This window comes from uncultured Fretibacterium sp., assembly GCF_963544685.1.
In the GTDB taxonomy this organism is placed as follows: domain Bacteria; phylum Synergistota; class Synergistia; order Synergistales; family Aminobacteriaceae; genus CAJPSE01.
On record NZ_CAUUGJ010000064.1, the window covers coordinates 1 to 13,588 of the forward strand.

A 13,588-nucleotide genomic window follows, 5' to 3' on the forward strand; every position below is an offset into this window, starting at 1 on the left:
CCGCATCAGAGGCCTTCCGTTGACCTGGGCCACCTCGTAGTCCTCCATCGCCCCGTTCGAGGATGGGCGCGGCCCCCTCCGGGTCCCCCGCCCCTCGTACATGAGGAACGTCGAGAACAGAAAGGCCACCACAATCGCAAGCATGATCCAACGCATCTGAGTCCGCAGCTTCCGCATCACCATATCGACCATCGTCCTTCTTTCACGACAAGATTCACAGCAGAATAAAAATGCACGCCCCACGCAGGGAGGCCACGAGTTCAGATTTTATCATATCGGCCCGTCCCCGGTGCTTCCCTATGTCTCCGCAAGGGAGCGTCCCACCTTCAGGTCCGTCTCCAGGGGAACGGAGAGGCGGCCGGCCCCCTTCATGACCTCGGACAGGGCCGCCCCGACTTCCTCGGCCCGGCCGGCCGGGCACTCGCAGACCAGGGAGTCGTGCACCTGCAGAAAAAGCCTGACGGCCCCATCCCCGGCGAAGCGTCGGGCGAACTCGACCATCGCCCGGCGGGCGATGTCCGCGGCCGTCCCCTGAATGGGGGTGTTGACGAGGATGCGGTTCAGCCCGTTCCGGTCCCGAATCCCCTCCGCCGCCTCCGCCACGGGACGGATCCGCCCGTCGAGGGTCCGGGCATAGCCGAGCGCCCGGGCCTGCGCGGCGCTCTCCTCGAGGTAGCGCCCCACCCCCGGCAGCGCGTCGAAGTAGCGCCTGACGATCCCGGCCGCCTCCCCGCGGTCCACGCCCAGCCGTTCGGCCAGCCCGAAGGCGCTCATCCCGTAGAGGAGTCCGAAGTTGACCATCTTCGCCACGCGGCGCAGCTCGGGGGTGACGAAGTCCGGCTCGAGGCCGAAGACCCAGGACGCCGTCTCCCGGTGGATGTCCACCCCCCGGCGGAAGGCCTCGATCAGCCGCGGCTCCTGCGAAAAGTGCGCCAGGACGCGCAGCTCGACCTGAGAGTAGTCCGCGGCGACGAAGACGTTTCCCTCCCCGACCGGGATCAGCCCCTCCTTGATGCGCTCCGCCCAGTGGCCGAAGGCCGGCAGGTTCTGGAGGTTCGGGTCCCGACTGCTGAGCCGCCCCGTACCGGTGAAGGCCGCCTCGAAGGTCGTGTGGACAATCCCCCCGCCGAGCTCGGCCGATCTCCGCAGGGGAACGACGAAGCCGCTGAGCATCTTGGAGAGCTCGCGATGCTCCAGGATAAGCCGCGGGACCCCGCCGTTCGGCAGGGCCGCCAGCCCCTCCAGGACGGACGCGCTGGTGGAGAAAGCCGTCTTGCCCCTGGTCCTGGCTCCGCTGGGAAGCCCCAGGCGCTCGAACAGAAGCTCCGCGACCTGTTTGGGGGAGTTCAGGTTGACCGCCTCCCCCGCCTGCTCCGCGATCTCCCCCTCGATGGCGGCGATACGCGCCTCCAGCTCCGAACGAAGCGACTCGAACCTCTCGAAGTCCAGCCGAACCCCTGCCCTCTCCATCGAGACCAGCACGGGGATCAGAGGAAGGTCGAGCTCCTCCATCACCGTCCTGAGCCCCTCGTGACGGTCGATCTCGGCGTCGAGCCCCCGAGCCATCTCCAGAAGCCTCAGGGCGGGCGGCGTCTCCCCCGGCAAGAGGGGCAAAAGGGTCGAGGGCGCGTGCGAGGCGAGGTCGGGATGCAGCAGGTAGTGGGCCGTCTTCAGGTCCCACACGCGCACCGTCCCGAACGGCACGTCAAAGCGCCCCATGAGCGTTTTGCAGTCGTCCGTGAGCGCCGTGCGAACGCCGCTGGCCAGGAGGCGCTCCAGATCGGGCAGCCCCCCCTCGGCGAAGCGCCCGTCCGAGACGGCCGCCTGAAAACGGGGCTCCTCTTCCTTACCCGACTCCTCTCCCCCGTCCAGGAGGACGACCCCGACCACCTCGGCCCCCATCAGGGCCTCGAGGGGGACGGGCACTCCGCGGACGGGAGGGGCTTCCCCTTCGGTCCCGGCCCGCCTCCCCTCCGCGTTCCAAACCTTTCGCTTCAGGCGTTCCGCGAGCTTCGACAGCCCCAGGCGCGCGCAGAGCGACAGGGCCCGCTCCGGTTCCGGATCGGCGGAGAGGCAGACATCGAGCTCGACCGGGACGTCGAGCCGCAGGCGGATGAGCTCGCGGCTCCGGAACGCGGAGTCCCGGCCCGCCTCCAGTTTTTTGCGGACCGCGGGACGGACCTCGTCCAGGGAGGCGAAGAGGCGCTCCAGGTTCCGCCACTGTCCGATCAGCTGCAGGGCGGTCTTCTCCCCCACGCCGGGGACGCCCGGAACGTTGTCCGCGGCGTCGCCCAGGAGCGCCAGATAGTCCGGGACCGACTCGGGAGGGAAGCCGTGGTCCCGCTCGAAGGCGGCCGCATCGTACTCCGCCAGCGTCGTGATGCCCTTCATCGGGCGCATCATCGTCACGCCCTCGCCCAAGACCTGCTGGAGGTCCTTGTCGGAGGACAGGATCACGGCCCGCCGCCCCGCTCCGACGGCCGTCAACGCCAGGGACGCGATGACGTCGTCCGCCTCCACGCCCTCCACGGAGAGGACGGGATACCCCATCCGCTCCAGGAGCTCGCGCAGGAGCGGAACCTGCGGCTTGAACTCCTCGGGGGTCGGCCTGCGCTGTTCCTTGTACTGCGGAAAGGCCTCGTGCCGGAACGTCGGGCCGGGCGCGTCGAACACCACGGCGCAGCAGCCGGGGGACAGGTCCTCCTCCACCCGGGCCAGCATGTTCATGAATCCGGTGATCGCATTGGTCGGGGTCCCATCCGGGGCCGAGAGGGGCGGCACGGCGTAGAAGGCCCTGAAGGCCAGACCGTGCCCATCGACGATCAAAATTTTTCCCGTCTTTTCCATCGTTTACGAAAACCTCCTGGACCGCTCTCTCATCCTTGTAACACGGAACAGGGGTTTTGTAAAGGCAAGGACTTGCTTCTCAGAGACCGGCAGGCAGAATTTTTCACGTGTGATAAAGACAGGTTTTGCGCACTTTTCGCTGGTCCTGACGGGTGCAAAACGAGAGTTGGCTCAATCTAGGCAACCACGCACTTTATTCTTCACAGGCTATCGCAACCTGCAGTTTTGAGCTGAGTCATTTTACTTGACATTATGACCTCATAAAGTAAAATTTAAGCATCATCCAGGCGCCGCTCTTAGTCGAGCGAGCACGATTATAAAGCATAGGAGCGCCTTTCGGCGCTCCTATTCTTTTATCTCAACAGGCACTCTTGGAAAAAAACTTCATTTAAGGCAACTCTTTCATCCGCTTCATCCCACAGGGCCTGATCGTAGGTGTCCGACAAGCCATGAGCCAACCGGACAATAATGTTTTCGTCTTTCGCGGTCTTAACGGCCGGAAGCATATCTCCGTCGCCGGATACAAGAATCACCGTCTCTACCTTACCGGAAAGGCAAACAGAGGCAATATCCAAGCCCAGCATCAAATCGACTTGCTTCTGCTCAAAAATAGGCTTGTTGTTTTTATCCTCCCCACGATATTTGAGCTTCCCAAGCCTTACCGACATTCGAGGGATTTTTTTCAGACGGTCATAGAATCTCTGCGCGTTGTTGAATCGCTCTTTGTCGTCTTCCGAAGGATTGGAGGATCTATAAGGCAGACAGTTGTAATAATAGGCCCTCCAAAGCTCCATGGAAGAGCCCATCAGACAGAAAAGCAATTTTTGATAGTCGATCTTGAACTTTTCCGTATTGATCTTATTCAAATACCCACCATCGATAAAAACCGCTGCCTTTTCAGCCATGACGATCACCTCACGGCTATTATAGTAAAGATTGTCAGAGCTGTGTATGTTGCGCCCCTGCGCTCACCATCTATAGCGGCCCCCTGTCAAGGACACAAAAAATGGAAAAAAGTGGCTCCTCGCTTTTTTAAGTGGGTGAGTCAATCTGTAGCTTACCTGCGATGAGGCAAATCATTGAGATGAGGTTCTCCTTGTTCCTGTAGCCCCTGGCCCTCGCCTTACAGGCCTGGATCAAAATGTTCCAAAGACATCATAACGGCAGCCTTTGATAAACCAACCACTCCTTGTAGCGGGGTACCCCGAAAATACAGAAAAACGGCCTCGGGGTTCCGCTCCCGGCCGCACCTCTTTTTGCGGGCGGGAAGCGCACGTGCTACAATTTCAAGCAACGCATCGAGACAGCCATATGCTCCATAACTATCGAAACAGAGGTGATGTTCCATGGCATCAGGTTCCGTGCTTCTTCTGCTCCTTGCCGCAGCTATCGTCATTATGGTCTTCATGATATCGAAGCTCAAGATCCACCCGTTCGTCTCCCTCTTCGCCGTGGCGCTCTTCATGGGGCTGGTCTCGGGGCTGCCCCTCCTCCAGGTCACCGACACCATCGCCGCCGGTTTCGGGAACACATGTCGTTCCATCGGCATCGTCATTTTGTTCGGGACGATCATCGGCGCGATGCTCGAGGGCAGCGGAGGCGCCGTCACCATGGCGGACACCGTCCTTCGGCACGTGGGCGAGAAGCGCCCGGCCCTGGCCATGAGCATCATCGGCTGGATCGTATCCATTCCGGTCTTCTGCGATTCGGGCTTCGTCATCCTCTCGTCCCTCAACCGCTCGATGGCCCGGCGCAGCGGGGCCAGGATGGCGACCATGGCCATCGCACTCTCCACCGGTCTTTATGCCACGCACACCCTGGTTCCCCCAACCCCCGGGCCCATCGCCGCCGCGGGGAACCTGGGGGCGGACCTCGGGCTCGTGATCCTCTGGGGGATCGTCGCATCCATTCCCGCGATGCTGGCCGGATACCTCTATGCCGTCACGGCCGGGAACCGGCTGGAGCTCGAGATGCCGGAGGGCGAAGACTGGAACGCCATGATTCAGAGGCACATCAGGCTTCCGTCCCCCGGACAGGCCTTCGCCCCGCTCATCCTGCCCCTTATCCTGATCGCGCTGAGCTCCGCGGTCAACTACCCCGCCGTCCTCTCGATCATCGGAAAGGGCTCCGCGCTCCACACGGCGATCACCTTCATCGGCAACCCCATGATCGCCCTCTTCGTCGGTCTGCTCCTCTGCATCCCGCTCGCCTCCTTCCGCGGGTTCAACGGAGAGGAGGCCTGGAGCCACTGGCTCGCGAAGGGCGTCCGGGACGGGGCCTCGATCATCATGATCACGGCCGCGGGCGGAAGCCTGGGGGCCATCATCGCCGCCACGAAGGTCGGCGATTATATCGGGGCCCAGCTGGCCCGGTTCGACCTGGGGATATTCCTTCCCTTCATCATCTCCGCGGCCCTCAAGACCGCTCAGGGGTCCTCGACCGTCGCGCTGATCACGACCTCCACCATCACGGCCCCTCTCCTGTCCTCGCTTGGCCTGGGGTCCCCGATGGGCGCCGTCCTCGCCACCCTCTCGATCGGATGCGGCGCGATGGTGGTCTCCCACGCCAACGACTCCTATTTCTGGGTCGTGGCCCAATTCTCGGACATGGACATCGGAACGGCATACAGGGCACAGACCATCGCAACCCTCATCGAGGGGGTCGTAGGCGTGGCCGCCGTGTGGGGACTCTCGCTGCTCCTGCTGTAATTCCGATTGCAGACCATCCGTGTGTTCCACGACGCAGGAGCGGCCCCGTACGGGGCCGCTCCTGCGTCGTGGAAACAAACCATTGACTGTCCTTGAGGCCTAAGGAAACGCTGATTTAATCCATGAAGCCCCCCGTGGTACCCCAGCTTGCCTGTTTTGAGGAAGAGACTTGCCGGGGCCGCCGCTATCCCCGGAGGGGAGCCTTCCGGCCATCCGCTCGCTTCGCTTGCAGGCCGCTCAGTCTCAGGATAGCGGCGTGGGGGATTTAAGCAGACGACCGGCGAGCGCAGCGAGCCGTGTCGATCGCTTAGTTTCTTCATCAGGGGGCAAAGCCCCCATGTTAATTTTTAGGGAAGCGCTGGAGATTTTTGCCCATAGATGTTTTGCATACTTCCCTTTGGCAAAATATGCGTTTTTGTTTTAATCAGCGCTTCCCTGAAATCTCAAAAGTCTACGCCTTGCTTCCCATGTAGGCCGCGAGATCCAGCATCCGGTTGGAGTAGCCGAACTCGTTGTCGTACCAGAGCATCAGCTTGACCAAGCGGCCGTCCAGGACCTTCGTGGACAGGCCGTCCACGATACAGGAATGCGGGTTGCCGATGATGTCGACGGAGACGATCTCCTCCTCGCAGAACTCCACGATCCCCTTGAGCGGCCCCTCCGCGGCCTTCTTCAGGGCGCCGTTGACCTCGTCGAGCGTCACGGCCTTCTTCAGCAGGAAGTTGGCGTCCGTCAGGGAACCGTCAACCGTGGGGACGCGGACGGCGATCATATCCATCTTGCCCTTCAGGTCCGGGAACAGGGGGACCATCGCCTTGGCCGCGCCCGTCGTGGCGGGCACAAGGGAGACCCCGGCCGCGCGCCCCCTGCGTCCGCCGCCCTTTCGAGGCGTATCGACCAGGAACTGCGTAGCGGTATAGGCGTGGATGGTCGTCGCCATCATGTTCTCGATCCCGAACGTCTCGTGCATCACCTTGGTGACGGCGGCCAGGGAGTTCGTCGTGCAAGAGGCGTTCGAGACGATGATATCGGCCTTGGGGTCGAAGTCCTTCTCGTTGACGCCAAGGACGATCATCCGGTCCACCCCGTCCGCCGGCGCACTGATGATGACGTGCCTGGCGCCGGCCTCCACGTGCTTCATCGCGTCGGGCTTCTTGGTGAAGCGCCCCGTGCACTCCAGCACGATATCGACGCCCAGCTTCTTCCACGGCAGGGCCGCAGGGTCCTTCTCCACAAACATGGGGATACGAATCCCGTCCAGGATCAGACTCTCCGAGTCCGCCTTGACCTCGAAGGGCGCCTTGCCGTGCGTGGAGTCGTACTTCACGTAATACGCCATGTCCTCGGGCGGGATCAGATTGTTCAACGCCACGATCTCGACATCCTTGAACCTGCGCGCCACCCAGCAGCGCAGCACGGTGCGCCCGATACGTCCCAACCCGTTGATTGCCACCTTCGTCGCCATGAACAACACCTCCAGAGAGATTGAACCACCCGGATACGCCCCGATTATCTCACAAATTATCCCGAAAGCGCCCCGCAAGCACCGCAATTTTCGTCCCCGCCCCCTCGCCGTCCGCGGTGGACGGGGAAAGCCTCAGGACAAAAGCCCCTTCAGACAAAGCCCGGCCAGCGCCGAGGCCAGGATCAGAAGCTGCGGATAGGCCCGGAAAAGCCGGAGCCGGGACAGGGCGAAACATACGGCGACCAGACCGACCAACAGCAGGCCGGGGAGGGCCGACCTCAGGGAGGAGAGGTCCCTGGGCATCAGAGGACGGGCCAGGGTCCAGAAGGCCACTAGGAGCATCCCCGCCACGGCGGGGCGCAGGGCCCTCTGAAAGGCCTCGATGCGTCCCCGCATCCGCTCCGAGGCCAGGGAGATCAGCCACAGGAGAAGCGCGATCACCAGGATGGGCGTCCCCACGAGGGCCGCACTGGCCCAGAGCGAGCCCCAGAACCCCGCCAGGCGGTACCCTACGAAGGTCGCGGAGTTCAGGGCCACCGGCCCCGGCGTCATCTGAGCCAGGGAGATGGTCTGCGCGAACATCGTCTCCGTCAGCCAGGGGCGTGTCGCGACCAGCTCGTGATGAATGAAGGGTATCGTGGCGAGCCCTCCGCCGAAGGCCCCCAACGCCACCTTGGCGAAAACGGCGGCCAGCATGGCGATGGTGTTCATGACGGGCTCCCGGTCCCGGTCCGGCTCAGCCATCCCCCGGCGAGGGAGACCAGCGCCCCCGCTCCCAGGGCAAGAAAGGGGTGGACGTCCCAGACGATCAGCAGGGCGGCCGTCACAACGAAGGCCAGCATCTGGGGCAGGCCGACGAATACGGAGGCCCGGATCATCTTCCAGAGGGAGTTCCAGACCACCACCACAACCCCCGCCCCCGCACCGAGGAAAAAGGCGATCATCCAAGGGTTCGACATGTGGTTCAGGATCAGCGAGGACAGAAGAAGGATGCTGAGGAAGGGGGGCAGGGACGTCCCGAGGACGGCGGCGCAGGCGCCCCTCCACCCCGCCAGCGCCCTGCCCGCGACGAAGGAGAGGTTCGTCGCGATGGGGCCCGGCACGGCGGTGGCCAGCACGATCATGTCCGCGATCTCCTCGTCGGTGAACTCCCCCATGGCGCGGACCTCGGACTCGATGACCCCCAGCATGACGATGCCCCCGCCGATGGTGAAGGCGCCGATCCTGAAAAAACGCACGAAGATGGACCACAAACGCCGCATGAAGGACAAGGCTCCTTTCGAGAGAAAGGGGGAGAGACATCCCCCCTCTGCAATATCACCAGGCGGCGACGCAGCCGTCCGTCCGGGGTTCCGTCCCCCCCGCCAGAGTGCCGAAGGAGGTCCTCGCGATGATCTCGCCGCGCCCGAAGGGAGTCGGATCATCGATCATCCGGACGTTATGGCCGCGCGACTCAAGGGACGAGGCGATGTCGGCGAGTACCCCCCGCTCCATCTGCACGGTACGTCCCTCGATCCACTGCCAGCGCGGAGCGTCCAGCGCCTCCTGCGGATTCATCCCGAAATCGACCAGGTTCGAGACCACCTGCAGGTGCCCCTGGGGCTGCATGAAGGCCCCCATGACCCCGAAGGGCCCCACGGGCGCCCCGTCCTTCGTCAGGAAGCCCGGGATGATCGTGTGGTAGGGCTTCTTGCCCGGTGCCAGACAGTTCGGGGACTCGGGGTCCAGACTGAAGTTGCAGCCCCGATTGTGCAGGGCGATGCCCGTCCCCGGGACCACCAGGCCGGAGCCGAACCCCATATAGTTGCTCTGGATCATGGAGACCATGTTCCCCTCCCCGTCCGCCGCGGCCAGATAGACCGTTCCTCCCCGCGGCGGCCTTCCCGGAGCGGGGTCGAGCGCGGCCGCACCGATCCGCTTTCGGCGTTCGTCCGCGTAGGCCTCGGAGAGCAGGTCCCGGGCGGTACAGGACATGAAGCGGGGATCCGCAACATAGGCCAGGACATCCGCGTAGGCCACCTTCATCGCCTCGATCTGCAGGTGATAGACCTCCGCCGTCTCCCGTTCGTCCGGCAGGCCGAACCCCTTCAAGAGGTTCAGCGCCATGAGCGCTGCGATGCCGTGCCCGTTCGGGGGGATCTCCCAGACGTCGTACCCCCGGTAGTTCGCCGACAGGGGCTCCACCCACTCGGGCCGGTAGGCGGCCAGGTCGGAGGCTCGGAGCCAGCCGCCCAAGCGCTGGGCGAAAACGCCGATCCGCTCCGCGAGCTCCCCCCGATAGAAGTCCTCCGCGCCGCTCTCTGCGATCCGCGCGAGGGTCCGCGCATGGTCCGGAGAACGCCAGACCTCGCCCGGCATGGGGGCCCTTCCCCCGGGGCAGAAGGTCTCGAACCAATGCCGGAAGGCGTCTCCATCGCACCGGCCCGAGTACGCCCGAAAGGCGTTCTTCCACATTTGCGCCGTGACCGGGGACACGGCATAGCCCTCCGAGGCGCAGGCGACGGCGGGGGCCAGCACCTCGCCAAGCGAACGCCGCCCGAACCGCCGCACCAGCTCCGCCCAGCCGGCCGGTGCTCCCGGTACCGTCACGGCGTCCCAACCGTACTGGGGGACCTCCCGGTGCCCGGCTTTCCGCAGCACGCCGGCGTCGGCCAGGGCCGGAGCGGGGCCGCTGGCGTTGAGGCCGTGAAGCCGACCACCCGACCAGACCAGCGCGAAACAGTCCCCTCCGATGCCGTTGGACGTGGGTTCCACGACGGTCAGGCAGGCGGCCGCAGCGACGGCCGCGTCCACGGCGTTTCCGCCTTTTTTCAGGATGTCCAGCCCCGCCTGCGCGGCCAGAGGCTGCCCCGTGGCGACCATGCCGCGGGACCCGAACACGACGGTGCGGCGCGAAGGATACCGATAGCGCGTCGCGTCGAAGTTCATAACCAGCCCTCCTCTCCCCTGGGGATCCCGTACCGGGACGGGACGCTCGTTCGAGCCGCCTCGCTCGGGAAGGTATCGGCGGCTTCGTCGGCCTCCGCCCCATAAGCGAGGGGGAACGGTTCCGAGAGGCCGTCCCCCCTTCCTCATTCCTGCAGCCGGTGTCCCGGGCCGGAGCTTAGTACGCCTTGGCGAAGATCGTCCTCCGCCCCTCCCGCCCCGTGACCACGCACTTGCCCCGACTCGAGTCGGACAGGGGGATGCAGCGGGGCGTCGCTCCGCCCGTCTCCTCGCGGATACGCCGTTCGTCCTCCGGAGAACCGGCGAAGTAGGCCTCCACAAAACCGCCCCGCTCCGACAGGAGCGCCTTGAGCTCCTCGTAGCTCCCGGCAAAGGAGGTGTGCTCCTCGCGGAAGGCCCTGGCCCGGGCGTACATCGAGGACTGAATGTCCTCCAGCACCTTCGTCACCGTCGGGACCAGGGCGTCGTGAGCGATGTCGAGCCTCTCCCCCGTATCGCGGCGCACGGCCCGGACCGTCCCCGCCTTCATGTCCTTCTCCCCCAGCTCGAGCCGCAGCGGGACGCCCCTTTGCAGATGATGGAAGAAGCGGTCCCCCGGCCTCATGTGGAATTGCGTGTCGACGAAGGTATGAAGGCCGCCCATCGCGTCGTTCAGCTGCCTGGAAAACTCCCTGGCCCTGGGCAGCAGGGACTCGTCCAGCAGCGTCTCGTCCGTCGATATGGGCAGCAGCACCGTCTTCGTCGGCGCCACCCGGGGCGGGAGGATCAGGCCGTCGTCGTCGGAGTGCGTCATGATCAGGGCGCCGATCAGGCGCGTCGAGATGCCCCAGCTCGTCGTCCAGCACTCCTCCAGATCGCCCGCCTTGTTCTGGAAACGAATCTCGAACGCCCGGGCGAAGTTCTGCCCCAGGAAATGGCTGGTCCCCGCCTGCAGCGCCTTGGCATCGCTCATCATGGCCTCGCAGGTGTAGGTGTCCACGGCCCCGGGGAAACGTTCCCCCTCGGTCTTCTCGCCCGGGACGACCGGCAGGGCCAGGACGTCCTCCATGAGCTGGCGGTAGACCTCGAGCATCTTCAGGGTCTCCTCGCGGGCCTCCGCCTCCGTCGCATGCGCCGTATGCCCCTCCTGCCACAGGAACTCCGAGGTCCTCAGGAAAAGGCGCGGGCGCTTCTCCCAGCGCATGACGTTGCACCACTGGTTGATCAGGACGGGCAGATCGCGCCAGGACTGAATCCATTTGCTGTACATGTGTCCGATGACCGTCTCGGAGGTCGGGCGCACGGCGAAGGGTTCCTCCAGCTCCTCCCCCCCCGCATGGGTGACCATGGCGCACTCGGGCGAGAAGCCCTCGACATGCTCCGCCTCCCTCTCCAGAAAGGAGTTCGGGATGAGGAGCGGGAAATAGGCATTGACGTGTCCGGTCCTCTTGAACGCGTCGTCGAAATGCCGCTGCACGGACTCCCAGATCGAGTAGCCCGTCGGCCGGATGACCATGCAGCCCCGGACCGGGGCGTAGTCCGCCAGCTCCGCGACCCTGATGACATCGAGGTACCACTGAGAATAATCGACACTCCGCGAAGTGATGTTGCGCGCCATCGTACACAAGACCTCCCAAAACTGCGGCCGCAGCTCTCCGCCGGGCCGTCCTCTTCGCTTCGCCCCGCCCGTTCTACGGCAGGGGGTAATGATCCCAGATCGGAACCCCCAGGAAGAATCCCACCTTGAACTCCTCGGAACCGTACAGCGCCGCAAGTTTCGCGTCGATGATGTTGTTCGGGAAGTTCACGGCCAGGCCGACCTCCCAGGGGGAGGCGATTTTTTTGTATTCCCTGTCCATCGCATAGCCGTAGCTCCCGAAGAGCTCCACGGCCACGATCCCCAGGACGCTCCGGTTCAGAATCCTCCGGAAGGCCACGTTGGCCCAGACCATGCGCTCCGCCTCCACGGGGCGCGAGGAAACGGAATAGAGCTCCTCGGCGGCCCCGAGGTAGGCGGCGTGGCTGCGGAAATCCATGTCCCCCTCCGCGTAGCCCAGCCGGAAGTACGTCCGCCAGTTGTCGCCGACCTCGAGGGGCTTGAAGTAGGTGAGCCGGTAGTTGAGCTCCTCCAGGTTAGGCCACCACGCATTGAGCCGCCAGGCATGGCCCTTCGTGGGGTCGCCCGGGATATCCAGGGTATCGTAGGCGGCGAAGAAGGTCGGCCCCACGGCGTTGTGCCCGTCGCCGCTCGCTCCGCGGGTCCCCTCCACGTGCTCGTACGCCAGCCCTACCCCCAGGCGGACGTCTCCCCAGCGGAAGAGCCGGTTCACCCCCACGGCGTAACGGTCCCAGTCCCGTACCCCGTCGCTGGAATCGATCCTCCAGTTATGCGCCGCCAGGTTGACCTCCCACGCGTTCATGGACTCGGGCGCCGTCTGATAGGTAAGGTCGATCCCCCATTGCTCGCCGAACCTCAGGACGCCCGAGAGGTTGTCGTAATCCGAGAACAGACCTCGGGCCACGCCCTTGACGTAAAGCCAGCGGTTGTGGTGCAGGTTCGTCGTATAACCGGACACCCCGATCTCGAGCTCCGGACTCTGCCGCACGTCCAGCCGAACCAGCACGTCCCCCGACGCGGTACGCCCCAGCTGATAATCCACCGTGGCGATGCTGGGGGACTCCGTCAAACGCTGGACCGCATGTTCGATCCTGTCCCGATCCAGGGGCCTGCCGACCCAGACGAGACAGCGTTTGCGGAGGTCCGAGGCCATTCCGTCGGACAGGCCCTCGACCTGGACGTCCCCGACGATGTTGGAGGTGAACCGGGTTCCGTTCAGGTCCAGGATCCCGGGGCCGAGGTCCGAAAGCCTGGCGACCTCATCCATATGCGGCAGGATGGCTTCCCGGCCGCGCCCGATGATGTCGTCCGCCTTCGTGGAATCGAGAAACGAGAAATTCCGGACCCGGGGGGATATCAGCAGGTCCGCGTGTTTTCCCTCCTCGCCCGTGGTTTTTCGCATCATGACCGCGAGGGATTGATCAATGACGTCGATGTAGGAGTTGAGCTCGCGGTCCCGGGATGGGGACTCCGAGACGTCCACGGCGATCACGGGGATGCCCGGAAACAGCTCTCTGGCCGCATCGACCGGCAGGTTCGAGACCAGGCCGCCGTCCACCAGGAGGCGACCGTTGATCTCCCAGGGCTCGAAGAGAGCGGGAATGGACATCGAGGCCCTCATCACGGAGGGAAGGCTGCCCCCGTGAAGCACGACCTTCTCCCCCGTCCGTATGTCCGTCGCCACGGCGGCGTAGGGGATGGGGAGGTCGTAGAAGTCGGTCACGGTCACGTGCCGCATCAGTTGCGTAAAGTACTGATAGAGCTTGTCCCCCGTCAGAATCCCTAGGGGGCCCCTCTGCCGGCCCGACTTCTTGTAGGTCAGGGCGGACACGGTGCTCGTCCTGGCCCTTCGGTCGTTTCCCGTAAAGACGAACATCGGCCCCGTGTTCTCCGCCAGCAGGGAGGGAAGGTCCAGATCTCCGACGATCCGCCGCATCTCCGCCGCGTCGTACCCACTGGCCTTGAGCGCGCCGATCAGGGATCCGATGCTCGTCCCGACGATGCCGACGATGGGGATCTTGCGCT

The 13,588-nt window shown here is 64.5% G+C and carries 10 protein-coding genes; 1 reads left to right on the forward strand and 9 read right to left on the reverse strand.

Translation table 11 applies throughout. The annotated features are described in order from the left end of the window. The 3 genes from ABLA28_RS07205 to ABLA28_RS07215 all read right to left on the reverse strand — a co-directional run. A partial coding sequence (locus tag ABLA28_RS07205; RefSeq protein ID WP_347713090.1) for a hypothetical protein occupies positions 1-183 on the reverse strand: 183 nt, incomplete at its 3' end. Between the two features lie 114 nt (positions 184-297). Further along, entirely contained in the window at positions 298-2,847 is a 2,550-nt protein-coding gene (locus ABLA28_RS07210) for a DNA polymerase (protein ID WP_347713091.1), read from the reverse strand. A 353-nt stretch (positions 2,848-3,200) separates the two neighbouring features. Next, entirely contained in the window at positions 3,201-3,752 is a 552-nt protein-coding gene (locus ABLA28_RS07215) for an NYN domain-containing protein (protein WP_347713092.1), read from the reverse strand. Between the two features lie 441 nt (positions 3,753-4,193). Between ABLA28_RS07215 and ABLA28_RS07220 the strand changes: the two genes are divergently transcribed. After that, on the forward strand, positions 4,194-5,555 hold the full coding sequence (locus ABLA28_RS07220) for a GntP family permease (protein WP_347713093.1): 1,362 nt from the start codon (positions 4,194-4,196) through the stop codon (positions 5,553-5,555). 451 nt (positions 5,556-6,006) lie between these two features. Here the strand turns inward: ABLA28_RS07220 and gap are convergent, their stop codons facing one another. The 6 genes from gap to ABLA28_RS07250 all read right to left on the reverse strand — a co-directional run. Next, the gene (gene gap, locus ABLA28_RS07225) at positions 6,007-7,020 is read right to left on the reverse strand and encodes a type I glyceraldehyde-3-phosphate dehydrogenase (protein ID WP_347713094.1); all 1,014 of its coding nucleotides are present in this window, start codon (positions 7,018-7,020) and stop codon (positions 6,007-6,009) included. A gap of 132 nt (positions 7,021-7,152) precedes the next feature. Continuing rightward, entirely contained in the window at positions 7,153-7,764 is a 612-nt protein-coding gene (locus ABLA28_RS07230) for a chromate transporter (RefSeq protein ID WP_347713095.1), read from the reverse strand. Continuing rightward, complete coding sequence (locus ABLA28_RS07235; RefSeq protein WP_347713096.1) at positions 7,728-8,282, reverse strand: chromate transporter; 555 nt, start codon at positions 8,280-8,282, stop codon at positions 7,728-7,730. The genes ABLA28_RS07230 and ABLA28_RS07235 overlap by 37 nt, the downstream gene beginning before the upstream one ends. Before the next feature lie 55 nt (positions 8,283-8,337). Beyond that, the gene (locus tag ABLA28_RS07240; RefSeq protein WP_347713097.1) at positions 8,338-9,948 is read right to left on the reverse strand and encodes a gamma-glutamyltransferase family protein; all 1,611 of its coding nucleotides are present in this window, start codon (positions 9,946-9,948) and stop codon (positions 8,338-8,340) included. Between the two features lie 175 nt (positions 9,949-10,123). Beyond that, positions 10,124-11,563, reverse strand: a complete 1,440-nt coding sequence (gene proS, locus ABLA28_RS07245; protein ID WP_299299043.1) for a proline--tRNA ligase — start codon at positions 11,561-11,563, stop codon at positions 10,124-10,126. A 73-nt stretch (positions 11,564-11,636) separates the two neighbouring features. Then, on the reverse strand, positions 11,637-13,588 hold a 1,952-nt coding region (locus tag ABLA28_RS07250; protein ID WP_347713098.1), incomplete at its 5' end, for a patatin-like phospholipase family protein.